This window comes from Mycoplasmopsis adleri (assembly GCF_045276205.1).
Classification (GTDB): Bacteria; Bacillota_I; Bacilli_A; order Mycoplasmatales; family Metamycoplasmataceae; genus Mycoplasmopsis; species Mycoplasmopsis adleri.
The window spans coordinates 935,126-961,245 of record NZ_CP174162.1 but is presented as its reverse complement, the minus strand read 5'-3'; the positions used below and the strand labels follow the sequence as shown (position 1 = coordinate 961,245).

Annotated in this window: 22 protein-coding genes, 2 tRNA genes and 1 pseudogene; 11 read left to right on the top strand and 14 right to left on the bottom strand. The window is 27.8% G+C overall.

What is annotated here, in order from left to right; genetic code table 4:
• Nucleotide 1 precedes the first annotated feature (1 nt).
• The 4 genes from ACJA22_RS04055 to dnaK all read right to left on the bottom strand — a co-directional run bounded on the left by ACJA22_RS04055 (nt 2) and on the right by dnaK (nt 4,851).
• Nucleotides 2–676, bottom strand: coding sequence for a uracil-DNA glycosylase (locus ACJA22_RS04055; protein WP_406616977.1), 675 nt, complete (start codon nt 674–676; stop codon nt 2–4).
• Nucleotides 666–1,631 (bottom strand): phenylalanine--tRNA ligase subunit alpha, encoded by a 966-nt coding sequence (gene pheS, locus ACJA22_RS04050; RefSeq protein ID WP_406616976.1) that lies wholly within the window; start codon nt 1,629–1,631, stop codon nt 666–668. Before pheS ends, ACJA22_RS04055 begins: the two co-directional genes overlap by 11 nt.
• On the bottom strand, nt 1,624–2,844 hold the full coding sequence (locus ACJA22_RS04045; protein WP_406616975.1) for an AAA family ATPase: 1,221 nt from the start codon (nt 2,842–2,844) through the stop codon (nt 1,624–1,626). The genes pheS and ACJA22_RS04045 overlap by 8 nt, the downstream gene beginning before the upstream one ends.
• 153 nt (nt 2,845–2,997) lie before the next feature.
• Complete coding sequence (gene dnaK / locus ACJA22_RS04040) at nt 2,998–4,851, bottom strand: molecular chaperone DnaK (protein ID WP_406616974.1); 1,854 nt, start codon at nt 4,849–4,851, stop codon at nt 2,998–3,000.
• A 376-nt stretch (nt 4,852–5,227) separates the two neighbouring features.
• Between dnaK and ACJA22_RS04035 the strand changes: the two genes are divergently transcribed.
• Nucleotides 5,228–6,160 carry a glycosyltransferase family 2 protein gene (locus ACJA22_RS04035; protein WP_406616973.1) on the top strand — a complete coding sequence of 311 codons (933 nt, stop codon included), beginning with the start codon at nt 5,228–5,230 and terminating at the stop codon, nt 6,158–6,160.
• A gap of 29 nt (nt 6,161–6,189) precedes the next feature.
• On the opposite strand, the gene glf is transcribed toward ACJA22_RS04035, so the two are convergent.
• The gene (glf, locus tag ACJA22_RS04030; RefSeq protein WP_406616972.1) at nt 6,190–7,365 is read right to left on the bottom strand and encodes a UDP-galactopyranose mutase; all 1,176 of its coding nucleotides are present in this window, start codon (nt 7,363–7,365) and stop codon (nt 6,190–6,192) included.
• 65 nt (nt 7,366–7,430) lie between these two features.
• The gene (gene galE, locus ACJA22_RS04025) at nt 7,431–8,432 is read right to left on the bottom strand and encodes a UDP-glucose 4-epimerase GalE (protein WP_406616971.1); all 1,002 of its coding nucleotides are present in this window, start codon (nt 8,430–8,432) and stop codon (nt 7,431–7,433) included.
• Nucleotides 8,433–8,662: 230 nt separating this feature from the next.
• Here galE and ACJA22_RS04020 point away from each other — a divergent pair, with 230 nt between their 5' ends.
• The 6 genes from ACJA22_RS04020 to ACJA22_RS03995 all read left to right on the top strand — a co-directional run bounded on the left by ACJA22_RS04020 (nt 8,663) and on the right by ACJA22_RS03995 (nt 15,409).
• A complete protein-coding gene (locus tag ACJA22_RS04020) occupies nt 8,663–9,199 on the top strand; it encodes a glycosyltransferase family 2 protein (RefSeq protein WP_406616970.1) in 537 nt (178 codons plus the stop codon).
• Complete coding sequence (locus ACJA22_RS04015) at nt 9,162–9,989, top strand: glycosyltransferase (protein WP_406616969.1); 828 nt, start codon at nt 9,162–9,164, stop codon at nt 9,987–9,989. Before ACJA22_RS04020 ends, ACJA22_RS04015 begins: the two co-directional genes overlap by 38 nt.
• 174 nt (nt 9,990–10,163) lie before the next feature.
• Nucleotides 10,164–11,924: a hypothetical protein gene (locus ACJA22_RS04010; RefSeq protein ID WP_406616967.1), complete on the top strand. Its 1,761-nt coding sequence runs from the start codon at nt 10,164–10,166 to the stop codon at nt 11,922–11,924.
• A 361-nt stretch (nt 11,925–12,285) separates the two neighbouring features.
• Nucleotides 12,286–13,884 carry a type I restriction-modification system subunit M gene (locus tag ACJA22_RS04005; protein WP_406616966.1) on the top strand — a complete coding sequence of 533 codons (1,599 nt, stop codon included), beginning with the start codon at nt 12,286–12,288 and terminating at the stop codon, nt 13,882–13,884.
• A 1-nt stretch (nt 13,885) separates the two neighbouring features.
• On the top strand, nt 13,886–15,076 hold the full coding sequence (locus ACJA22_RS04000) for a restriction endonuclease subunit S (RefSeq protein ID WP_406616965.1): 1,191 nt from the start codon (nt 13,886–13,888) through the stop codon (nt 15,074–15,076).
• A gap of 259 nt (nt 15,077–15,335) precedes the next feature.
• Nucleotides 15,336–15,409, top strand: a tRNA-Gly gene (locus ACJA22_RS03995).
• Nucleotides 15,410–15,507: 98 nt separating this feature from the next.
• Here the strand turns inward: ACJA22_RS03995 and ACJA22_RS03990 are convergent.
• The 5 genes from ACJA22_RS03990 to ACJA22_RS03970 form a co-directional block, all read right to left on the bottom strand.
• Nucleotides 15,508–16,296 carry a hypothetical protein gene (locus ACJA22_RS03990; RefSeq protein WP_406616964.1) on the bottom strand — a complete coding sequence of 263 codons (789 nt, stop codon included), beginning with the start codon at nt 16,294–16,296 and terminating at the stop codon, nt 15,508–15,510.
• Nucleotides 16,297–16,618: 322 nt separating this feature from the next.
• Nucleotides 16,619–17,794 (bottom strand): IS30 family transposase, encoded by a 1,176-nt coding sequence (locus tag ACJA22_RS03985; RefSeq protein ID WP_406616729.1) that lies wholly within the window; start codon nt 17,792–17,794, stop codon nt 16,619–16,621.
• A gap of 105 nt (nt 17,795–17,899) precedes the next feature.
• A complete protein-coding gene (locus ACJA22_RS03980; RefSeq protein ID WP_406616757.1) occupies nt 17,900–19,552 on the bottom strand; it encodes an IS1634 family transposase in 1,653 nt (550 codons plus the stop codon).
• A gap of 53 nt (nt 19,553–19,605) precedes the next feature.
• Nucleotides 19,606–19,737: a hypothetical protein gene (locus ACJA22_RS03975; protein ID WP_406616963.1), complete on the bottom strand. Its 132-nt coding sequence runs from the start codon at nt 19,735–19,737 to the stop codon at nt 19,606–19,608.
• A 162-nt stretch (nt 19,738–19,899) separates the two neighbouring features.
• Nucleotides 19,900–20,766: a glucose PTS transporter subunit IIA gene (locus ACJA22_RS03970; protein WP_406616962.1), complete on the bottom strand. Its 867-nt coding sequence runs from the start codon at nt 20,764–20,766 to the stop codon at nt 19,900–19,902.
• A gap of 214 nt (nt 20,767–20,980) precedes the next feature.
• On the opposite strand from ACJA22_RS03970, the gene ACJA22_RS03965 reads away from it, so the two are divergent.
• From ACJA22_RS03965 to ACJA22_RS03950, 4 genes are all read left to right on the top strand, one after another.
• On the top strand, nt 20,981–22,018 hold the full coding sequence (locus tag ACJA22_RS03965; protein ID WP_406616961.1) for a 2-hydroxyacid dehydrogenase: 1,038 nt from the start codon (nt 20,981–20,983) through the stop codon (nt 22,016–22,018).
• Between the two features lie 2 nt (nt 22,019–22,020).
• Nucleotides 22,021–23,040 (top strand): aquaporin, encoded by a 1,020-nt coding sequence (locus ACJA22_RS03960; RefSeq protein ID WP_406616960.1) that lies wholly within the window; start codon nt 22,021–22,023, stop codon nt 23,038–23,040.
• Between the two features lie 138 nt (nt 23,041–23,178).
• Nucleotides 23,179–23,628, top strand: coding sequence for a hypothetical protein (locus ACJA22_RS03955; RefSeq protein ID WP_406616959.1), 450 nt, complete (start codon nt 23,179–23,181; stop codon nt 23,626–23,628).
• Nucleotides 23,629–23,709: 81 nt separating this feature from the next.
• Nucleotides 23,710–23,793 (top strand) — tRNA-Leu (locus tag ACJA22_RS03950).
• A 39-nt stretch (nt 23,794–23,832) separates the two neighbouring features.
• Here the strand turns inward: ACJA22_RS03950 and ACJA22_RS03945 are convergent.
• From ACJA22_RS03945 to rplU, 3 genes and pseudogenes are all read right to left on the bottom strand, one after another.
• Nucleotides 23,833–25,113, bottom strand: a complete 1,281-nt coding sequence (locus ACJA22_RS03945) for an amidohydrolase (protein WP_406616958.1) — start codon at nt 25,111–25,113, stop codon at nt 23,833–23,835.
• A 225-nt stretch (nt 25,114–25,338) separates the two neighbouring features.
• Nucleotides 25,339–25,614, bottom strand: a pseudogene (gene rpmA, locus ACJA22_RS03940) (50S ribosomal protein L27); the annotation flags it as partial.
• 7 nt (nt 25,615–25,621) lie between these two features.
• A complete protein-coding gene (gene rplU / locus ACJA22_RS03935; protein WP_406616957.1) occupies nt 25,622–25,921 on the bottom strand; it encodes a 50S ribosomal protein L21 in 300 nt (99 codons plus the stop codon).
• Between the last annotated feature and the right edge of the window lie 199 nt (nt 25,922–26,120).

The window sequence follows — 26,120 nt, the reverse complement described above, 5'->3', positions numbered from 1 at the left end:
TTTATTCCTTTCTTAGATCGAAATTAATTTTTTCGTCTAATAAATCATTTATTCTTTTAAACATATGTGAACCTACAAATGACTTATCATTGATTTTTATATTTGCTAAAGGCGAAGGATGTGAAGCATAAATGATTCTTTCTTCAGAAATATGATTTCTTTTAATGAAAGATTTCATATTATTTAATGCTTCATTGCCTCATAATACCAATATAAATTTTTGGTTATTAGTAGCTATATAATCCAAAACATTATTAACAAAGATTTTTCAACCGAAAGTTTTATGACTATTAGGTTGATTTTCATTAACTGTTAAAGTTGTATTAAGCAATAACACTTTTTGCTTAGCTCAAGATACTAAACTATTTGTTTTAACCTTGGCATTTGGATAATCTCTTTTTATCTCTTTAATAATGTTTTGTAGGCTTTTTGGGCAAATTGTCTTTTGAGTACTAAATGCTAAGCCATCAGCTACACCTTTAGTTGCATATGGGTCTTGACTAATGATAATAACTTTTGTTTCTTCAGGTTCAAAATATTTAAAACATTCAAAAACTTTATCTTCAGCAGGCAAAACTAAATGGTTCATACTTTCGTGTTTAATTTTTGAAATTAATTCTTGAAAGTAAGGTTTTTGTTTTTCTGCTTCTATAAAATTAAAAAATTTAGTTTTCATTTTTAAATTGTGTAAGAGTTCTTAGATCATTTTTGTAAAGTTCTCTAATGTCTTTAATTCCGTACTTAATCATTGTTAAACGTTCAATACCAATACCGGCAGCAAATCCATTAAATTTCTTAGTATTATAACCAGCTCTCTTCATAACTTCAGGGTGAAGCATACCAGCTCCTAATACTTCAATTCATTTACCTTTATAGTTAATATCTACTTCAACACTAGGTTCAGTAAATGGGAAATAACTTGGTCTTAATCTTAAATCTAAGTCTTCTTCAAAAACATATGAGAGAAGTGATTTTAAAGTTCAAATTAAGTTTGGGAAGCTAACTTTTCGAACACTAACAAAATCTAATTGTGTAAATTGGTGTGAGTGAGTAGCATCATCTTCATCATTTCTATATACTTTACCAATAGCGAAGTTGTTCATAGGCATATTAGCATTTTTTTCTAATTCAACAGCAGTTATACCAGTGTTATGTGTTCTAAGCAATAATTTACTATTTATATATAATGAATCATGCATTGCTCTAGCTGGGTGACTTTCTGGAATGTTTAAACGTGTAAAGTTGTATTCATCATCAACAATTTCACCACCAAAACTTTCAAAATATCCATTTTGAGTAAATCATTCTCTTAATCTTTGTTCGATTAATGAGATAGGGTGTAATGAACCAATATTTTTAACAGGTTTAGTTACATCAATAAATTCTTTGTTGATTAATTCATCAACTTTCATTCTTTCAAGTCTGTGTTCAACTTCTTTTAATTTTGATTCATAATAATTTTTGATTTCAGTCATTTTTTGACCGATTGCTTTTCTTTCTTCTGGCGAAGCTGTTCTAATTTGATTTTGTAATTGTGCAAATTCACTATCTTTTGAATATATCTTATTTTTAACGAGTTTAAATTCTTCAAAAGTTTTAATTGCATCTCAATCGATATCTATTTTACTCATCTTTGTCTCCTTTGATTTCTTGTAATTGTAGATAATAATCAATAAACTTACGATTATCATTATCTGAATAATTAAAGAACTTTTTATTTTGTATTACTTTTGGCAAATAGTTCTGTTTTACAATGGAATAAGGATAATCGTGTGGGTATTTATAATTTATTCCATCGCCTAATTTTGCAGCTGAACTATAATGAGAATCTCTTAAATGTTTAGGTACTTCATAAACATTTCCTTGGTCTATAAATGAGCTAACATTTGTTAATGATTTATAAACTGTGTTGCTTTTCTTCGCTAAAGCCACCATAATAATTGCATATGTAATAGGCAGGTTAGCTTCTGGAAATCCTAGTCTTTCTACATCTTCTAAAGCGATATGAATTTTTTGTGGTAGTGTTGGATCAGCTAGTCCAACATCTTCATAAGCACAGCATAATAATCTTCTAAATAATCCTTGGAAATCTCCAGTTTTTGTAATTAATGATCCGTAATATAAAGCTGCATCTACATCTGAACCTCTTAAAGATTTATGGAAAGCAGAAAGGTTATTGTAATGGGCACTTGAGTTAAAATCGCTATAGAAAGTCATGTTAGGCAATATCTTTTTGATATCTTCTAAAGTGACTTTGTCCTTTTTATGAATTAATGCTAGCATCTGTAAATTGTTAAGACAAGAACGATAATCACCATTAGAAATTTTCACAAATTGCTTAATAGTATCATCATCTATAATCAAATCCGGAAAATGCTTTGTGATATTCATTTTGATGCCTTTAAACAGATCTTCTTCGCTTAGTTTTGTAAATTGCAAGATTTGCATTCTACTTCTTAAAGCTGGATTAACTCTAAAGTAAGGATTTTCAGTAGTAGTTGCATAAACTATAACTTTGTCATACTCTAAATATGAAAGCAAAATATCTTGTTTATCAATGTTTAGTCTATGAATTTCATCAATAATCACAACATCGTTTTCTTGTAAAAGTTTTACTAACTCATTTTTAGAACCAACACTTGCATTAAAAGTTGCATGCTTTAGTTCTAGTTCATTTGCTAATGCATTAGCAGTTGATGTTTTACCAGTTCCTGCTTCTCCAAAAAAGATAAAGCTAGAAAGAATATGGTTTTTGACTACAGTTTTTAATAGATCAATAACATTTTTTTGACCAATAATATCATCAAGATTTTGCGGTCTTAATTGATTAGCTAGATTCTTCATAATACTATTTTAATTCAAAAATGAATTTATTTTTGAATAATTTTCAAAAATTCCCAAAATTTCTTAAATAGTGCCCTTTATCTATGATAAAAATTGCACAAAATAATAAAAAACGAAACCATTTTACTGATTTCGTCTTTCAAAATAATTCTCTTATTCAAATGTTTCTACATCATCTTCTGGAACTTCGTCACCATTTTGAGGTGTTGCATCTACAACATCTTCATCAAGAAGTGGTTCTTCTCCGCCATCGCCATCACCATCGCCTTCGCCTTGGTTTTGTTGTGCTTGTTGAAGAGTTTCGAATGCTTGTTGCATTTCTTGCATCTTTGTCTTTAATCCTTCAGCATCTTTCTTAGCAATCATTTCTTTTAATTCTTCGATGTATTTAAGAATAGGTGCTTTTTGTTCATCTGTTAATTTAAGTGATTCGTCATTTAATTGACTTTCAATTTTACCTACTAATGAATCAGCGTTAACAATAACTGTAATATCTTCTTTACGTTTGTTATCTGCTTCACGGTTTTCTTCAGCTTCTTTGATCATTCTTTCAATTTCAGCATCACTTAATTTTGATGAGTTTTGGATTGTAATACTTTGAACTTTGTTTGTGTCTTTATCTTTAGCAGAAACAGTTGTAATACCGTTTGCGTCTATTTTAAAGCTTACTTCGATTTGAGGAACACCTCTACGAGCTGGTCTAATACCTGTTAAGTTGAATTGACCAAGAGTCTTGTTTTCAGCTGCTAATGGTCTTTCACCTTGAACAACTCTAATTGTAACATCTGTTTGGTTGTCTTCAAATGTTGTGAAGATTTCACTCTTTGTAATAGGAATACGTGTGTTTCTTGGGATAAGAGGTGTACTAATACCACCTGCTGTTTCAATACCTAAAGTTAAAGGTGTAACGTCAACAAGTAAGATGTCATCAATATCACCTGCTAAAACAGCGCCTTGAATTGCAGCACCCATAGCAACAACTTCGTCAGGGTTTACTGAACGGTTAGGTTTTTTACCTAAAACTTTTTCAACTAATTCTTGAACAGCCGGAATACGTGTTGAACCACCAACTAATAAGATTTCGTCAAGATCTGATGGTTTAAGTTTAGCGTCAGCAAGAGCACGTTCAATAGGTTTCTTGCAACGTTCTACTAAGCCAGCAGTCATTTTTTCAAATTCACTTCTCTTTAATGTAGCTTCAACGTTAATAGGTTCATTTCCGTTAACTAACACTAAGAATGGAAGCATAATTGTAGCTGTCATTGAGCTTGATAAGTCAATTTTAGCTTTTTCAGCAGCAGCTTTTAGACGAGCCATTGCCATTTTGTTTGTTGTAACATCAATGTTGTGTTCTTTCTTGATTTTTGCAACTAATCATTTAACTATTTCATTATCTCAATCGTCACCACCAAGTTTGTTATCACCAGCGGTTGATAATACTTCGAATGTACCACCCGCTAAGTCAAGGATTGAAACGTCAAATGTACCACCACCAAGGTCGAATACAAGAACTTTTTGTTCTTTTTCAATCTTGTCTAAACCGAATGCTAAAGCAGCAGCGGTAGGTTCGTTAATAATACGCAAAACATCTAATCCAGCAATTTTACCAGCGATTTTTGTAGCTTCACGTTGTGCGTTATCGAAGTATGCAGGAACTGTAATAACAGCTTTTGATACTTTGTGTCCGATTTTTTCTTCAGCGTAATTCTTTAAGTGTTCAAGAATAATAGCTGAAATTTCTTCTGGTTTGTAATCTTTACCATTTACATGAACAGTTTTGCTTGTACCCATTAATCTTTTAATAGAAGCAACTGTATCTGGGTTAGTTTCAATTTGGTTTTTAGCGTTATCACCAACAATAATTTCACCATCTTTAAAACTTACAACACTAGGTGTAGTTCTTTTACCATTTAAGTTTTCTAGAACAACAGGTGTTCCATTATCAACGATAGAAACAACAGAGTTTGTTGTACCAAGGTCAATACCTAAAATAATTTCTTTAGCCATAATATTTCTCCTTTTTTATTCTCACATTCTAGATTTTTTATGTCTTAATAATCTTATTTTATCATAACTTTTAGCACTCGCATAACAAAAGTGCTAAATTTTTTTGGGCACCTTATTATTAATATATAAGGTAAATGCTCGCATATTATTTATATATATTTATATAGAAGAAAGTTGATAAAATGAGTGGTTTTTTAAATTTTTAGGTTGTAAAAGAGCAAATTTACCCAGGGAATTTGTTAAAAGCGCCACTTTTATAAACAAAGGATTATAATTTTGAAAACATTTTTATTTTTACTTGAACTAGGATTTTAAAATTAAAAGCAATAGTTTAAAATAATAATAGATAGGAAAAAGAAAACGGGTAGGTAATATTATGTTTCCAAAGAAAGTTTGCACAATTATAATTCCAGCTTATAATATGGAAAAATTCATTAAGAGAACTTTATTTTCAGTTATTGCTAACAAGGATTATGCTAAATATATAAATATTGTTGTTATTAATGATGGTTCAACAGATAATACACAAAAAGTAGTTGAAAAAATGGCTTCAGAACATGAAGGTATCTATTTAATAAATAAAGAAAATAATAACTGAGGATCAGTAATCAATTATGCAAAGCATAATAATGTTTTGAATTCGGAATACACAATGATTTTAGATGCTGATGATACGATTTCGAGAAAGTTTTCAAAAATGTTAGTTGATATTGTTCAAAAACAAGATATTGATATTGCTGTCTTTAACACCAGAATTTATTACTATAAAAAATTATCGGTAATCATTAACCCAAAATGATTTACAAAAAATCAAGAAAAACCTTTTGTGCCTGTTTTAATACCTTGTTCAATAGTTTTCAAAACTAAATTACTGCTTGAATCAAATGATTTAGTTGAAGGAGTTTCATATCAAGATTACCCAATGTTCTGTGATATGCTTTCAAGATCTAAAAAGACTAAATTAATTTCAAGAGTTCTAGGTTTATATTGATATTCAAGACCTGGAAACACAATGACTAAACCATGAGGTGAAAAAAGATTATCACAAGAATTGATTTTATTAGATCAACTTAGAAAACAAGGCAATGATTTCTTGTTTGCTGCTAGAGTATTATTGCCAGGTTATTTACCAGGCTTAAGCAAAGCAAATTTAGTTTTAAAAATTAACGAAAACGACTATAAAAAAGTCATAAAATGCTCTTCTCACTTCTTCAAAATGATTTTCAAAAATCGTATTAAGTTGTCAATAAAAAACAAATCAGTTGTTTTCACCAAAGAAGAAACTACTATTTGTAAAAGAGATAATTAAAAGCCAGCTATTCAAAGCCAGCTTTTTTATTATTTGTTTAATTCTTTAACGAAATCTAGAGCTTTTCTAACAGCTTGATCCATATTAATATATTGATATGTTGCAAGTCTACCTAAGTTGTATAAGTTCTTAACTTTTTTACTTTCTTCAACATAATTGTTATATTGTTCTCTAGAGGTATCATTTGGAATTGGATAATATCTTTCATTGAATACAGCATCATTTTCATTAAATGCTCCAGGGTATTCTTTTGAAATGATTGTATTTTCTTCGTTTTTTAATTCTGGGTAAAAGTTTTTATATTCACTAATTCTAGTCATGGTTGGGTCTTGAGGATAGTTCACAACAGCAGTTTTTTGGAAATGAGGAACATTTAATTCTTCGAATTTAATGTTTAATGATCTATAAGGCAACTTACCATATTTATAATCAAAAATTTCATCAATTGGAGCACAGTTAATTACAGGTTTATTATACTCTTGCTTGTTAATGTAAATTTTTGAGTCTTTGATTTGTAAGCATTCTTTAATATTTGTGTTTAATAGCACATCAACGTCTTTACCTTTTAACATGTTTTCAACCATAGTTGTGTAACCTTTTGTAGGCAAGCCTTCATATGGGTCTGTGAAGTATGTATTTCTTTCACTCATGTAAATAGGAACTCTTGAAAAGACTGAAACATCAAGATCTTCAACTTTTTTGTCTCACATTTTAACAGTGTAGCTTACAAAAACTTTATTGTAAATATCTTTATAAATGTGTCTAAATTTATCAATTTGAGATAGTTCTAAAATTGTAATTTTTTCTTGATTAGGGAATCTATTTTTTAAATATTTAATGAATTCATCAGCTTCATTTGGGAATAATAATTTAATTGAATTAATATTAATTGGAAGTGGAATTAATGTGCCATCAATGTTTGCTTCAACAACATTTCTATATGAATTAAAATCTGTATATTGTTTTAAAAATTTATATACTTCTTCATCACTAGTGTGAAAAATATGTGGGCCATATAAATGAACTAAAATATTGTTTTTTGAATAATCATAAATGTTTCCGGCAATTGTATTTCTTTTTTCAACAACTAAGATTTTTTTATTAGCAGGAAGTTGACTTATAACAACTGCTGTACTTAAACCAGCACCAATAAAAACATAATCATATTTATTAATATCAGCCGGAAACTTTTTAATAATTTTCATCTTTTACCTCTTTAATAATTTACTAATTCTATTGTTTTATAGTTAAATAAAGCAAAAATGCTTTTTTATTTATTCTTTAAATGTTCTTTTCTAAAAGCAATTTCACTTTCAACAATTTCTTTAATATTTGTCTTAATTTCATAATTTAGTTCTTCACATAATTTTTTATTTGAAGCAACTAACATATCTGGGTCACCACTTCTTCTAGGTCCGATTTTTACATTTAAGTCTATACCTAAAGTCTTTTCAAATTGTTTAACAATTTCTAAGTTTGAAAAACCTTTTGAACTACCAATGTTGTAGTATAAAGATCTATTTTCTTTAATCATTTTTTGTGCTGTTAAAACATGTAATTCAGCCAATTCATAAACATAAATGTAATCTCTTACACAGGTTCCGTCTTCAGTTTTATAATCATCTCCAAAGATTTGAAATTCTTTTGTTAAACCAAAAGCATAATAACTAATAGCTGGAATTAAGTGTGTAGGTGCAGCACCATTTTTTGTTAAATAACCAATTCTTTTACTTTTTGATGCACCAGTAACATTAAAGTATCTTAAAAAGGTATATCTAAAGTCTGGGTTTGCAACTGCAAAATCTTTAATAATTTCTTCTCCGAAATATTTGGTTCTACCATATGGGCTGCATGGTTCTTTTGGATCTTCTTCAAAGAAATAACCATTATGTCTTGAGTTATTGCCATACACAGCTGCTGATGATGAAAATACAAAATTATTAACATTGTATTTTTTCATTGTTCTTAAAACATTTACTAAACCTTGAATGTTAGTTTGATAATAGTCTAATGGTTTTTGAACACTTTCGCCAACTTTAATTAATCCAGCTAAATAAGTAACAACATCAATTTTATTTTCTTTAAATGTTTTATCTAATGTTTCAATATCTAAAATATCACCTTTTATAAATTTGCTTCTTTTTTCAACAAATTCTATAAATCCTGTTGAAAGATTGTCATAAATAATTACATTATCTTCTTTATTTTTATTAACAACTTCAGCAACATGGCTGCCAATATATCCAGCACCACCAATTAATAAATAATTCATTCTTACCTCCATTTATATAATATTAATTATATTTTTAATAATTATACATATCAAATGCTAAACTTGCAACATTAAAAATATAAACTCCACAATTGGAATTTATAAGGAATTTATAAATTTAAAAAATGTTATTTAAAACAAATATATAGAGTAAAATTCTATTATTAATTTATTTCAATAATAGATGATAAACACAAAATATTTTATATTTTGTTGATTATAGGAGAACAATGAAACCAGAAACAATAGACAAATTGGTATATGGAACAATGATTTATGGCTGAGTAGTATTTGCCATTTCGATGTTGTTCCTTCTAGTGTTCTTTTTACAAATTTTTTCAACATTTTTTGCTGTTTTTGTACCAAATAAAAAATTTAAAAAATCCGATGTTTGCAATAATCATTGCATTGTTATTCCAGCACACAACGAGGAACACATTGTTGGTGATTTGATTAGATCACTAAAAGCAATGAATTATCCTGCAGATAAATTTAAAGTTTTTGTAGTTGCTGATAACTGTACGGATAATACTGCTCAAGTTGCTAGAGAAGCTGGAGCTGATAAAGTTTATGAAAGATTCAATAAAGAATTAATTGGACCAAACTTTGCAGTTCATAAAACATTATTAAAAATTAAAGATGAATTCGGACCATTCGATTCATTCTCATGATTTGATACCGATAATATTGTCGATCCTGATTGATTATCAAAAATGAATGATGCGTTCAATGATCCTAAAAAAATATGATTATTTCACTTCATTTAGAGATACTCAAAACTTTGATGATAACTGAATCTCAGCAAGTTACTCAATTGAATTTTATAGATTAGTATCACAAGTTGCTACAGTTAGATCATTATTCAAAAATCCACACATGGTTGGTGGAACTGGCTTTATGGTTAGATGAAATATTCTAGAAAAAAATGACTATTGAGGAAAATATACTTCAATGGTTCACGATACAGAATTTTCATTTGACGCATTAGTTAATGGTTATAAAGGTGTATATGTAGATGCTGCTAAGTTTTACGATTTACAACCTACCAAATGAGATGTTTCTTGAAAACAAAGAACAAGATGATGAGTTGGGAATTACAAATTAAATAGAGATATTAAAAAGATTCTTTGAAAAAATTTATTCTTTAAATTCGAAGCGCCACAAAAGAAATTTAATTATTTAGATTTTATTGCAACCCTTACCCCTGCATGAGTATGATTTATAGTATTGATTATTTTAAACCTTGGAACAACAGTATTAAATAGTATCTTAGTTGCTTATCTTGGACCTCAGGTATCTATAATTTTTGGTATTTTAGCATTACCATGTGTATTTCTATCATATTATTTCATGACGTGATTTATGGGTCTTTTCGTGTTAATTCGGCAACATAAGAAATTAAAAAGAATTAGTGTTAAGAGTAAAATTAAAGCTTTATTCGCATATCCAATTTTTATCTTTTTAAATGTTCCTATTTCTATTTATGCTCAAAAGCATATGAATATGAAATTCGTTAATACACCAAAAGAAAGATCCAAGAATACTAAAATTAATTAACCTTAATAAAAGACATAGACATTTTCGAAAGAAAGTGTCTTTTTTATCTATAAAACAGCCTATTATGGAGAAAATCAATGGATAATATATGCTTCAAAATGTGCCTTTTATCTTAAAGAAATGCAAAAATTTTTTGTGATATAATCAATACATATTTAATATTAAGGAGAAGAAATGAAACTTAAAAAATTTGTTCGTAATTCTTTAATTACTTCAACATTTTGTTTGATGCCAGTTGCATTATCTGCTGGATGTGGCAAAAACAACAGCAACAGTAACAGTAATAGTAATCAAGAATTAATTAATATAACTTCTGTACCAAGTACTTTTACTGATAAAGATATAAAGAAAAATTATGAAGAATCAGCTAAAAATGCTAAATACACAATTTTATATATGCAACATGGTGGATACCCAGCCCCTCATGAAATTGCTACATCAGTTTATTTAGATAAACAAAGCAAAGGACAAAATAAACAAATTATGTTTTTTGCTAATCAATTTTTAAATACCCCAGATAAATGAAATGAAATTAAAGGATATAATCATGCTCCTTTAGATAAAAAATATAACTTTGTTAAATTTGAAAATACTTCATCATTTAAAGAATCAACTAATGGTAAAAGCAATATTTATGTTGTTCCATCTAACGCTTTGGAAAGCTCTTACTTTCATCACAAAAAAATGTCTCAATTCATTAAAGAACATCCTGATGAAGTTGATTTATCAATTACATTATGAGAATTTTATGCTTTTTACATTCAAAACCCTACACCTGACAAAACCAGAATGTTATTTGACATTTTATTTAACGTAAGAAAAATTTATTTAATTTCTGATGGTGCAGCTCAATCATCAACATTTAATAAGATGTTCGATAAAAGCAAAGATTTCTTACAAAACCTTACTCAAAAAGAAATAAGAGATAAATATATAAAATATAAAAAAGCTACAAAATCGCCTAAACAACTTAACATGGCATATCAAGAATTTGAAAAAGATGATAAATTAATGTGATTATATTTAGATAAGAATGTTAATGATACTCCTTTCATTTCTCTTTTAAACTATGATGTTAGTTATTTAGAAAGTCCAGCATATAAATTAAATAATTTAAGTATTCCTAAAGCCGAATATCAACCAATTTTCATAGGAGAATATGCTAACTGAAACGAAGAAGCTAAACCTATAATTGAATCAATTGTTACAATTGATGAAAATACAGAATTATTTGAATTGAAATCACCTAATTTCGATCCTAATAAGAAAAATGCTTTCTTTATGGGAGACTCGTTTTTTAGAGAATTTCCAGGTGAACTTGGTCCTGATAAAAAACCTCATACAAGATTGTTAAAAATGCCAAACGTTTTAGCAGAAAAGAGAAAAATCTTTAAAGCATTTTTACAAAAATATGATCCAAAAGAATATAACATTATTTTCAAAATGCACCCTAGATTCAAAAAAGATTACAACATTGAATATATTGACTTAATTTCTGATGGTGCTTTAAAAGAAAATGATATTAATCTTTTAACAGGTAGTTACGGTTGAGAATCAATTATGACTAGTGAATTAATGAAATTTAAGAAAGATCCTCAAAAAGCAAACTTATTATTTAAAAAAGATCACAACCTATTTGAAGATTTCCAAATCTTTGGATTAGTTCCTACCTCAACAATTACTCAAACCACTTTTATGTTTGTTTACGAAGAATCTGGTTCGAATAATGAAATTGCTGAAAAAGTTGTAAATCCTAAAAACTTCCCTCTTCCAAAACATTATTTAATTGATAAATTCATGGACGAAGATTCAAAACCTGAAGATAATTTGCAAGAAAAAAACAAAGCAGATGCAATTAAGTTTTTCTATAAATACAAACTTATGGAAGACTGCAAATTTGTTGATAATTTATTAGATCCAACAAAATTGAAATAATTAAATTTAAATATTTTATTTTACAAGCAAATTCCCAGCATGAAAAATGCTGGGTTTTTGTTTTTTGCACGAAAATTATGAATTTTTATATATATAAGTTCTATAGAACTTGGTATTTAATTAATTGGTTTAAAGTTATCTATATTATTAGCATTAATTTATAATTAATATATTATTTTCATATAGAGATAAAATCAAAACCTGAAAAAATATTTTTCGTTCTAAAAAAATTATAACAGTTAGAAAAATGGTATATAATAAGATTGAAAGATATCCAAAATACGACCAAAATTAAAATAGGATATTCTTTCAAAAAAATAAAAAAATGAATAATCTAACATATAAGAAAAAAGGAGTAAAGATGGCAACAAATAAAAATAGTTCAAAAGAAGCCCAAAGAACAGAATTACATAAAACTATTTGAAAAATAGCTAATGATTTACGTGGTTCAGTTGATGGATGAGACTTTAAACAATATGTTTTAGGGTTTTTATTCTACCGTTATATTTCTGAGAATTTAACAAACTATGTTAATTCAAATGAATGAAAAGCGGGAGATAAAAATTTTGATTATGCAGAGTTAAGTGATGAAGAAGCTGAAAAAGTAAAAAACGTTTTAATTCAAGAAAAAGGTTTTTACATTGCTCCAAGTAATTTATTTAAAAATGTCGCTAAAAATTGTCGTAATGATTCTAATCTAAATGAAACATTAGATAAAATTTTCAAAAGTATTGAAGCTTCAGCTGTTGGTACACCAAGTGAAAATGATATTAAAGGTTTATTTAATGACGTTAATGTAAATAATGATAAATTAGGTAATACTGTCATCGAAAGAAACAAAAGATTACGTGGCATTTTAGAAGCCATTAACGAAATGCAATTAGGTGCTTTTCATGATCATAACATTGATGCTTTCGGTGATGCTTACGAATACTTAATGACCATGTATGCAGCTAACGCCGGCAAAAGCGATGGTGAATTCTTTACACCTCAAGAAGTTAGTGAACTTTTAGCATCTTTAACTTTAGTAGATTTTAGCAACGACAAAAAAGAATTGAAAAAAGAAGTTGAAAGTGTTTACGACCCAGCTTGTGGTTCGGGTTCTTTATTACTTAAGTATGCAAAAATCTTAGGTAAAGAAAATGTTACAAAAGGTTTCTTCGGACAAGAAATTAACTTAACTACTTACAACTTAGCTAGAATCAATATGTTTTTACACGGTATTAATTTTGCCGATTTCTCTATTAAACACGGAGATACGTTAAATAATCCATGCTATTTTGAAAATGTTGCTCCTTTCGAAGCAATAGTATCTAATCCTCCTTATTCAATCAAATGAGATGGCGACAACAATCCTACTTTAATTAATGATCCAAGATTTGCACCAGCAGGTGTATTAGCTCCTAAATCTAAAGCTGACTTAGCATTTGTTATGCATATTTTATATCTATTAAGTTCTAAAGGATCAGCTGCTATAGTTGAATTCCCTGGTGTTCTTTACCGTGGTGGTGCAGAACAAAAAATCAGACAATACTTAATAGATAATAATTATGTCGATGCTATTATTCAATTACCTCCAAACTTATTCTTCGGAACTTCAATTGCAACATGTATTATCATTTTAAGAAAGAACAAAAGAGACAACAACATTTTCTTTGTTAATGCTTCAAATGAATTTGTTAAAGAAAAGAATACTAATAAATTAAGTGACAAAAATATTAAAAATATTTTAGATATTTATTGTTTTAAAGAAGACAAGGAATTCATCTCAAGAAACGTTCCTTATGAAGAAGTTAAAGAAAATGATTATAGTTTATCAGTTTCTACTTATGTAAAACCAGAAGATACTTCAGAAAAAATAAATATTGTTGAAGTTAATGCTCAATTAAAAGAATTAACCCATAAAATAGACATTTTAAGAAAAGAAATAGATAAAATAATCAAGGAAATTGAGGATTAATATGACTTATTTAGAAAAATTGATAAATAAGTATTGTCCTGACGGATATGAGTGGAAGGATCTAAAAGATATTACTAAAATTTATGTAGGCGGAGATTTACCAAAAAAATCTTTTTCAGAAACAAAAAATGAAAATTTCAATGTAAAAATTTTAACTAATGGATCTTTTGGAAATAATATTAAAGGATATACCGATTCCTATGTAGTGCCTGGTAATTCAATAACAATTTCTGCAAGAGGAACAATAGGCTATTGTGAATACCAAAATGAACCTTTTTACCCAATTATTAGACTTCTGGCAATTCATCCAACTTGACATAATAGTAAATTTATTTATTATTTTTTGAAAAACTTGAATATAAGTCCTTCGTCAAAATCGGGTATTCCACAATTAACCAGAAAACATATAGAAAATATTAAAATACCTTTAATTCCTTTAAAAATTCAAGAAAAAATTGTCGAAATCTTGGAGAGATTTCGTATACTAGAAGCGGAGCTGAAAGCGGAGTTGGAAGCAAGAAGGAAGCAATTTAAGTATTGAGCAGACAAATTATTAGATTTTAATAATTTTTCAAATGATGATAAAAAAGATATTTTATCACTCGGTTCTTTTATCTCTGGCTTGAAATCTAAAAATAAAAATAGTTTTATAGACGGCAATAAGAGATATGTTTCATATTTAGATGTTTTTAATAACAGAGAAATATCATATTTACCAAATAATTTTGTAAAAATATATGATGATGAAAATCAAAATATTTTGCAATATGGAGATGTTATTTTTTGCGGATCTTCTGAAAACTTTGAAGAAACTGGTTATGCTTCTGTTTATACTGTTCAAAGCCAAGAACAAGTGTATTTAAATAGTTTTTCATTTGTTTTTCGTTTTCACGATAATAATTTATTTCTTCCGAAATTTTCTAAATATTTCTTCAATTGTAAAAGTTTTAGAGAGAAACTTCTAAAATGCATAAACGGTGTAACTAGATTTAATTTATCTAAAAGTAAAATGGCAAAAATAATTATCCCAATCCCTCCTCTAGAAACACAAAAGAAAATAGTTTCAATTCTTGAAAAATTATCAGAATACTCTCAAGAAATTAATTCTGGATTACCAACAGAAATTGGGCTCAGAAGCAAACAATTTAAGTATTATAGAGATTTACTTTTAGATTTTAAAAAAGATGAATAACACTATAAAACAATAATAAAAATAAATTCTTAAATAAATAAACAATCAATTTTTCCATATATAACAATTAAATAAGAAAACACAAAAATAGATATTTTGAATCTAGTCTATAAAATGTGTTTTCTTTTTTGATTCTAAAAGATCAGTGCTTATTACAATATCTTATTTTTTGATCCAAGTTGGGACTTTTACTTCTGGAACGAATAAAAAAATATTTTTTCGATTTTAAACTTTTTTGAGTATAATAATCACATTAAATGCAAATGTAGTTCAATGGTAGAACTCCAGCCTTCCAAGCTGGTCATGCGGGTTCGATTCCCGTCATTTGCTCCATTTGTTTAAATACACCGAATGCTCTACCAAGAGCATTTTTTGTTTCTTATAAAAAAAGGTAATAAAAAAAGATGGCATATAACCATCTAATTTGTTTATTAATGATATGTAAATCAAAATGGTGAGTAAATTAAAATAGCCTCTCATTTTTTAGAAAGTTGCATATTAAGAATTTTCTTAATGTAGAAGTAAGCAATAAGAACTCTTGCTACATATCATATAATAATGAATAAAGAAGTTAAAAGTGATATACCAACAATTCAACTTGTTTTATTGCCATTGTAAACAAAAGCAGAAAATGGAAAGTTTACAAGATATCAAATTAATACGAATAAATTAAGAACAACAAGCATTATGGAGTTAAAACCGTTATAGAAAGCATTAAATTCACTTTCACCTTGTAGTCTTCTTCTAGCAAGATGAATAAAGTAAATTGTAAGACCTTGAATTAAACAATATTCAATAAATAAGAAACTACTTCATAAACCGAAAGACAATTTAAAGTTTATGCTTAAAATAGGTTCAGCAATTCCGATTGTAAAGAAAAAAATAAAGATAATTGCTGTTGCTATTGTGAGATATTTATTGGTCTTTGGAAAATTATCATTATCAAAATCAGGAAGCATCTTTGACATTATATGGAAGAAGACGCTCATAACATATGATGAGATAATATAAACAATTATAAAGGTAAGAGTTGTTGAAACAAAACCTACTAACGCTTTATCAGCTGATACAGCTAATGGATAAATAAAAGCAATTAATAATAATGCAAAGCAAATAGATGCTAATACAATTGAAGTGATTAAAAATGTATAGTTTTGTTTATTTCTTAGCTGATGAAATTTTCTGTAGATATTGCTAATTTTAGTCGCCATTGTATTCATAAAATTAGAACCTTTCACTTTTGTAAAAATATTACTAAATATAAAATCAAGAAATTACATGATTTTATAAATAAATTATACTATGTTTGAATGATTAACCTAAAGATTAGGTAAATATAAATTCCAATTTTAAAAGTCCTAATTTTGCGTAAAATCAAAAATGTTACAAAAATTATAAATTATTACCAAGAAAAGCTTTAAAATCCTAAAAAAATTTAAACGAAAATACCAAGTTTTGTAAAAAACTTGAGTTTTTGCTTACTTTTTTTCCAAAAAAGTAAGTGCCTTTTTGTCAAACTTTTTAGCACATAAAAAGTTTGGATTAGAAGCGAATGCTTCTCTTGTAATTATTTATAAAATCCATAACAGGAGTCAAATCTTGACCGTAGTAAGGGTCTATAGACTTGCCTTTTTTAAAATACCGTCTTAATAACCTGTGGCAGTTTTCGATAGAGCCTTTTTCTCCCGAACAATATGGGTGACATTTATATATTTGCTTAATACCTGGCACTTCATCTAGTTTCGCATTTTCACTACCATTATCTATGGTTAGCGAATCTATTGTCAAGTTATATTTTTGCATTAGGTATATCAGCCCATCTCTAACACCAGTGCTAGTCCGCCGTACCATATGAAAATAGAAGCGTCTAGTCTTTCTATTAATTAGCGTTACGAAACAGCATTGATCAGTTTTTGAACCAATAACAGTATCTAATTCATAATCATTATCTCTAAGTCTTTCATTGATTTCTGTGCTGCGTTGATCAATGCTAACTCCAATCTTTTTAAGCTTTCGACTGTCTCTTTTTGGGGGTCGTTTTTGTTTAATTCCTTTGGTGGATAAATTGACCAAAATGCCTATTTCAAGGTCTTTAAAGACTCTTTGTGATATCAAATTATATACCATAGATTTTGAAGGTTTATAGCTGTTTGGATACTTTTCTTCAAATCTTCTTAATATTTCGTTAGCGCTTAGCTTAGGCGTTCTTTTTGCTAAATCTTTATTATTTCTATTTTGGGTATAATCATCAAAAAGCTCTGTTCAAAAATTTCTAAAATCTTGATATTGTTCTATTTTCTTTTTTGAATATGCTATTCTTTTACTTTTATCAAAATTAGCAACATTTATCATAAATTCATCAAGATTTAAATAACGAACTTTTTTAATTTTAGCATCACAACAATCACAGGTTTTTCTATCGCCTTTGCCTAAATATATTCCTTTTGAATATTTAAATAAAAACCTTTTAATCGCTTTAGTCGATATTTCAATATTTTGAGATATTTCTTTTAAAGATTGAAAATTTAGTAATCCATATATTATCTGAAACACTTCTGCAAAACCGATATGGTTTTTGTGTGTCGAGTAGTTTTTCGAGCGGCTTAAAATTTCAGAGTAATTCTTATCAACAGCGAAATGAATTTGTGAAGTTTGAATTTTGTTATGCACATTTTTACTTCTAACCAAAGTACAGAAAATTTTTTTATCGTTTTTCATATATAATTATGTTGTCCTTTCTTTTTATCATTTTTATCCCGAGTTTCCAACTTTTACAATGTAATTTTTAACAACTCATCTGTTTGATGAGCTGTTTTTAATAATTTAAAATTTTAATTCATTTAAAATTCTTAAATATGTTTGATAATCTTGAATTGCTTGATTATTGTTGTCGTTAATAATATATTCTTCACTTTCAATTTTTCCGTCAATAATCTTGCATGTTTTGATTGTTTCTTTTATTACATCTTGTAATTTTTTGATTGTGATTTTTTCATCTACAACACCGAGTTCTTTCAAACCTTTGTTTAAATAATAAATAACAAAATTTAATAAAACAAGAGATAAGAAGCAAAGTACGAAATGACCTTCAATATGCTTTTCACTTCATACATAAATAGGTCTTACAGCTAAAGCACTTTTTAAAGCTCTAAAGTTTGATTCTATTTGTCATTGTTTTGAATATAAATTCACAATTTCTTCAGGTGATAAATCAAATCTAGAGGTTTCATAAGCATAATATCCGTCAAACTTTTCATCTTCGATAATTTTGTCATAGTTAAGTTTGTAATAACCTTTACCACCAACTTTTTCGAAGAATTTAAATTTCTTTTGACCGAACATTACTTGATCATGAACTAGTCCGTCTTTATCTTGTCTTTTAATAAAATTATCGATTAAAATTTGTCTATCATTTTTATCTTTTAATGCTCTTTTTTTACTATATGTCACTACCAATCTTCTCTTGTGTCCGTTTGCTCTTCTATTCTTTCAAAACGAATAAAAAGTAGTTTCTTTATATTTAAAATTATTGTCTCCAAAATAGCCGGATTCATCTATTGCAAAGGTCTTTCGGTCATTTGAAGCCGCTTTTAATCTATAAGATAAAATGTAATCAATATCGTTATCTTCTAAGAATCTTATGTTTCTATTTGTACTCATTCCTCTATCAGCAATGAGTGTTACTTTGTTTAATTCATATTGTGATTTTATATTCAAAATAAAATTAATAAATGTTGATGCATCAGCAGTGTTCCCTTTGAATAATTTATAGTGAATTGGAATGCCGTTTTCATCTGTTGCTAAACCTAAAACAATTTGATCTTCTTTGAATTTTCCATCTTTAGAATAACCTGGATATCTCAATCCTTCTCTTACAAAACTTTCAAAATATACCGTTGAAGAGTCGTATCAAATAATATCTATTTTTCTATTTTTATCTTTGATCAATGTATCGTTAACACTCTTTAAAATGTTATTTTTATTTTCAGCTAAATAGTCTAAAGTATTATAAAATGTCGTCTTTTCAACTTCTAAATTTATATTGAATTTGTCTTTATTTTTAAAGGATGAAAGCATGCTACCCGGATTTACAATTCTATTTGAAATCATATATTTTAATAAATCATTTAAATACTTGGATTTTGATACTTTAGCATCTTTAAAAGGATTTAATTTTTCTAAGAAACTGTATAACAAATCATATCCATAATTGAACTGTTTTGTTTCAATTTTAACCTTGCTTATATCTAACTCTAATTGTCTAATTATCATATTTCTATCTCAATCAGTATTGTAGTTTTGAGATAGTTTTTTAATTTTTTCTACTGGATCAGAACAATATTTTTCTCATTTTTCAACTGTACCGATACCGATAGATTTCTTATAACCTTTGCCAAATCCTCCTGAAAGTGCTAAAGATAAGTAAGTAGAGTTCTTATTTTTTCTTGAAATTAATAGTCATTTGTCTTTTTTCATATCTTTATTATACCACAAATTACAATGTAATTATGTAAAAAAATAACTTTTTTTTATTTATATATAAATAACACTGAAAAAAGTAATAAAAAAGAGCTCCAACTTGGAAACTCAGGAGTTTGAATTTTGTTATGCACATTTTTACTTCTAACCAAAGTACAGAAAATTTTTTTATCGTTTTTCATATATAATTATGTTGTCCTTTCTTTTTATCATTTTTATTTTACCAAAAGGACAGAAAAATCCCGACATTTTCAAATGTTGGGACTTTTATTTCTGGAATGAATAAAAATAAAAAACAAGCAATTTTGACTAAAATGCCTGTTTTATAATGTTATACATAATTATTAATCAACGATTTTAAATCATGGAGTGTTTTCATGTTTGATTTCAATTGGTTGTAGTAATTTAAGTTCTTTGTTCTTATTTACGCTATCTGTAACAACAACAATTATGTCGCTAGTTGCATTAGCTTCTTTAATTTTCTTAAGATCAATAGTTGCTAAAAGTTGTCCGTGTTTTACTTCTTCATTTTGCTTAATAGTTGAAGTAAAACCAAGTCCATTCATTTTAACAGTATCTACACCAATATGTACTAGAACTTCTAAGCCTTCTGGCGAAACAATTCCAAAAGCATGTTTAGTTGGGAAGGTTACAATTACTTTTCCACTAATAGGTGAATAGATGTTCATTTTACCAGTAGATTTTTCTAATCTAATTGCATAACCCGATCCAAGAAGTTCGAAAGCTTTTGAACTTAATTCATTTAAAGGAATTCTTAAGCCAGGACAAGGAGCATAAATAATTGAAGCATCTTCTTTTGGTTCTTCCTTATCTTTAATGTCATCAACAAAAGTTACATTATTATTTTCAATATTGTTTGTGCTTTCAGCTTTTAAAGCATCAGCTGCAGCTTTAATTTCAAGGTTAAGTTGTTCAGCTTCAGGTCCAAATTTAGCTTGAACATGTTTTTTACCAATAAAAATGATTTCACTAGTTCCTAAGTTTTTAAGCTTTTGTTCATTAACTAAAGCTGTGTTTCTTACATCATATCTTAATCTAGCTGCACAGTTATTAAAACCGGTAATATTATTAATTCCACCAAAAGCATCAACTAGATTCCTTACTCTATCACTAACTTGAGCAGGCGCATTTTTTTGCTTTTTAGCTTCTTTTTGTTTTTTTCTATTTGCTAATCATTCACGAAAACCCATAATTCTCCTTAATAACAATTCAATTATTATATTATTAATAAATAATATTATAAATGTATTTAGTTGTATTGCATTATAAAGTTAAAAAATACTTTTAATATGTAAATATTTACATTAAATATAAAAATATACGCAATATAAATTAACATACTACCTACATATAAATATAATTTATATTAACTTTAATTATAGTTATGATATGAAAGGATAAAATATGAAAATAGCTTTTTTTGACGCAAAAGAATATGATAAAAAGTATTTCGATAAATTTAATCACAATCGTCATGAAATAACTTATTTTAGTGAAAACCTCAACATTAATAATGTTGATAAAACTAAAGGTTTTGATGCAGTTTGTGGTTTTGTTAATACATATGGCGAAAAGTATATTCTTGAATTATTAGCTAAAAACAATGTGAAAGTTTGATTGCAAAGATCAATGGGTTACAATAAAGTCGATTTAGCTAAAGCGGAAGAATTAGGAATTCATGTCTTTAGAGTTCCAAATTATTCAGCCGAAAGTGTAGCTGAATTTGCTGCTACTTTATTAATGACTTTAAATAGATGTATTCCACAAGCTATTGAAAGAGTTAAAAATTATAATTTCTCATTAGATGGTCTTGAAGGAAAAGCAATTTATGGTTCAACAGTTGGAGTTATTGGTTCAGGTAAAATTGGTCAATGCTTTATTAAGATTATGAAAGGTATGGGAGCTAAAATCTTAGTTTTTGATACTTATTGTGAAACACATAATCCACAATTAGCAAAAGAAATGGGTTTTGAATTTGTACCTTTTACTAAATTAATAAAAGAAAGTGATTTTATTTCTTTGCATGCTCCATTATTGCCTTCAACAAAATACATCATTGATAAAGATGCAGTTGATTTAATGAAAAAAGGTGTAATTATCATTAACACAGCTAGAGGTGAATTAATTGATATCCCTGCTGCTTTATATGGTTTAGATCAAAAAATCATTCGTGGATTAGGTTGTGATGTGCTTGATAGAGAAGAAGGTCGTTTCTATTCAGATATCTCAGCACATGCTAGAGAATATATTAAAAATGATCCAGAATGAAAAGAATTGATTATTAATAATCGTGTAATTGTAACTTCACACCAAGCTTTCTTAACTGATATTGCTTTAGAAGAAATTGCAAGAATAACTTTAGATAACGCTGATATGGCTCAAAAAGGTGATTTTTCAAAAGCTTTAAAATTATTAGATAATGGAAAGGTTTTAAACGGTTAAAAATGTTTAATTATTTTAAATTTACAAAAGCAAAAAGAGAACATGCGGAGCAACCAAAAAATGCTAAGACATGAACAGCTCATATGTTTAGTGAATTAATTGGTACTATTTGAATTTCACTAGGCTTAGCTGGTTTATCAATTTTAATTAACGGTAAAGCTCTCGAAAGCAAGTTTTTATTAAGCAATGTTATAGTTGGATTTTTTGCTGGTTTTATTATTGTTGGTTCTTGTTTATTTATTTTTGCTAGATGAAGCTGTGACTTAAATCCATCAGTTACCATCTATTGATGAATTAATGGTACAAATACTAGCCTATATGCCATTTTAAAAATCATTATGCAAATGATTGGTGGTATTTTAGCTGGTTTAATTATTTATGGCATTGGTTATGCTACAAATAATGGCGCTGAATGACGAGCTTCAAACTTAGCAATTAGTGCTGCTGCTTCAGCCAACAAAGACTTCTTAGAATTTAATAACGCTGGTAAGCAAGCAATAATTGGTGGATCATTATGAATCTTCTTTGGTGAAATGGTTATGACAGCAATTCTTTTATTCCCAATTTTCTCACCAAGATTCGAAGCTAAATATAGAGATTTAATGATTTTATTCATTATCTCATTATCAGTTTGAATGGGTATTTTACAAGGTTCAGCAGCTATTAATCCAGCTCGTGGTTTAGCTCAACAAGTTCCTGATTTATTCTTTGGAATTAAAGAAGGTTCATCAGCTTCTATACAAGCTGATTTAAGCCACCTTCATGGTGTTCCACAAAGATATGCTGATTTATATTCAGCTACTGCTGCTATGATGGTTGGTGACTTTTTAGCTCCATTCTTCTACGCATTAGTACAAGGCTTTACAGATAAATGTGGTGTTCCATTTATTAACGGAGCAATTCAATTCAAGAATAACAAAATGCAAAATATGATTTCAAATTACGACTTACAACAAATGAAACAAGCTAAAAAAGAAGAAGCAAAACAAGATGAAAACAATATAGCTCAAAAGAATGAATAATATTGTTTTATAGAACTTTTAGAAAATTTTTGAATGAGAATATAAGTGTAAAAACTTATATTTTTTATACTTAATTTTGCCTTAAGAATCCAAAAATATTTTATTATTTCAAATTAAATAAGATATTATATAAACATAATGAATTTAACAACAAGACAATATATTAGCTTTTCATTTATTGGTGCTTTTGCATTAGTGTGCATCATTATTAAAATTTATTATTGATACACACTACGTTCAAAAGAACAATACTTTAAGAAAAATGAAAAAGGGCTTTATTATAAAAACATCAGCATTTTATGTTCTGCAGTAGTAGTTTCAACCTTAGCATTATATCCATGATATATGTGCGAAACTATTAAAATGTTGTTAGACAATCCTAAATGAAGTGCTGCATATATTCAAGCAATTGTTATGATAGTTTTCGGACAAACTGGATTAATTATTAATTTTGCTATGCTTGTTAAATTTGTCTTTTTAAAAAGATATGCCAAAATCGATATGTATGAAATATATAAAGAAGATGAGGCAGCAGATAGAGATTATAAAAATCAAATGAATTCAAATCGTAAAAACAAAAAGTTTTAATAAAAAGCATCTTCCCCGGAAGATGTTATTTTTGTTTTGCTAAAATACTAAAATTAATATAAAATATTAATGCTTATATAACCCCAAGTGGTGGAATGGTAGACGCTGTGGACTCAAAATCCACTGGAGAAATCCGTGCAAGTTCAAGTCTTGTCTTGGGGACCATATAATTTTAATTACCGAAACTTGAGCAATCAAGTTTTTTTATTTTGCAATTTTATTGAATGACTTTTGTGCTTCAAGGATGATTTGCTTTGGATCTACAAAAACAAATTTTCTGTTTTCATAAACTATCTTACCATTAATAATAGATGTATAAACATCACTAGATTTAATTGAATAAACCAAAGCACTAATTAAATTAGTTCTTGGTGTATTATGTAAAGTATTTAAATCAATTAGGATTAAATCAGCTAAATAGTTTTCTTTGATTTTACCTAATTCATTTTCCAAGCCTAAAGCTTTAGCTCCATTTACAGTAGCTAACTTTAAAGTATCATAAGCATTTAATGCTTCAGGATTTTTAGTTACGATTTTTGCTAGTAATGAAGCAAATTTCATTTCTTCAAACATATCTAAATTATTATTCGAAGCAGCCCCGTCTGTTCCTAATGCTACATTGATATTATTATCTAATAATTTTTGGACAGACATCATACCTGATGCTAGTTTTAAATTAGAACAAGGATTATGCACTAATGTTAAATCTTTGTTTTTAAGAAGTTCAATTTCTTTATCAGTCAAAACATCAGCATGAGCAATAATTCCATGATGTTCAAAATAACCTAAAGAATTTAAATATTCAATTGGAGTTAGTTTATGTTCTTTTAAACAATTATTAACTTCGGTTTCAGATTCATTTAAGTGAATATTAAAAGCGTTATTATTTTCTTTAATATATTCTTTAAAAGTTAATAAAGAACTGGTTGTATTTGTATAAACTGAATGTGGCGAAACAACTGTTTTAATACATCCATCATTTTTACCGTTATATCTGTTTTGTAGGCTTTTTATATTATTTATACGTTCATCAATTTTATTGCTTTGCAAGCCACAACCTAGCATAGCGCGAACGTTAGATTGTATTGCTGCTTTAGCAACTTCTTCTTCATAAAAGTACATATCAATAAATGAGGTCGTACCTGAAGCTATCATTTCGGCTATACCAAGCATTGCCCCATCATAAATATCTTTAGGTTCTAATTTATCTTCAAGAGGAAATATATGTTTAAATAATCAATCTTCAAGGTTCATATCATCAGCATAGTTTCTTAATAAAACCATAGAAACATGCGTATGAGCATTAATTAAACCCGGCATGACTAAATTACCTTTAGCATCAATTATTTTATCTGCTTTTAATGTTTTATTTTCTTTACCTACATACTTAATGTATTTATCTTCGATATAAACACAAGCATTTTCTAAGATTTCATCTTTTTTATCCATTGTTAAAACAGTTGCATTTTTAATTAAAATTGACATATAAACTCTTTTTGTATAAATTGAACTCTAATTATAAGAATAATAAAATTATAATAAAAAATTAGCACATATTGTGCTAACTAGTTTATACAACTATATAATAAATTATTTCGTTGTTTTTGTTGATTTTGTTGATTTAGAAGTAGTTTTTTTAGCAACAGGCTTTTTACCAAAAGCAGCTTCAACATCTTTCTTAGTTGTTTTCTTTGTTACAATAAGAATTTCGTCAACAGCGTTGCTTTGAACTCTTCTTTCTGGGTATACTGAGGCATATGTTCTATTTCTTATGTGTTCAAATTTTACATATCCTGTAATAAGTGCATATAAAGTATCGTCATTACCACGTCCAACGTTTGTACCTGGGAAAATCTTTGTTCCTCTTTGACGGAAGATGATTGATCCAGCTGTACAGAATTGACCGTCACCTAATTTAATACCAAGTCTTTGTCCACGGCTATCACGTCCATTACGTGATGAGCCACCGGCTTTGGTGTGTGCCATATCTTAATTATCCTTCGATCTTTTCAATTAAAACACGTGTGTAAGGTTGACGGTGTCCAAGTTTACGTTTGTGTGTAGACTTAGCGTTGTGACGGTAAACAACGATTTTCTTTGCTTTACCTTGTTTTTGGATAATACCAGTAACTTTTGCACTTTTTACATAAGGTTTACCAATTTTTTTACCAACTAAAAGAACTTTATCAAAAACGATTTTTGAGTTTTCAGCTCCTTCAACTTTTTCAATAAAAATTGTTTCGCCTTCTTTAACTAAAATTTGTTTGCCTCCAGTTTCGATAATTGCTAACATAGCATTACCTCCTGAATTTGTGGCTCATCTTTAAGGTGATTATTTATTCTAAATAATTCTTAGTTACCTGTTTAGAATGGTTACAAAAAAGTAACAGACTTATTATAACTCTTATTTAATAAAATAACGGTAACATTTTTTATAAAAAATGAGCAACCGGAAACCATTATAAAAAAGAACTTTTGGAAAATTTTAGGCA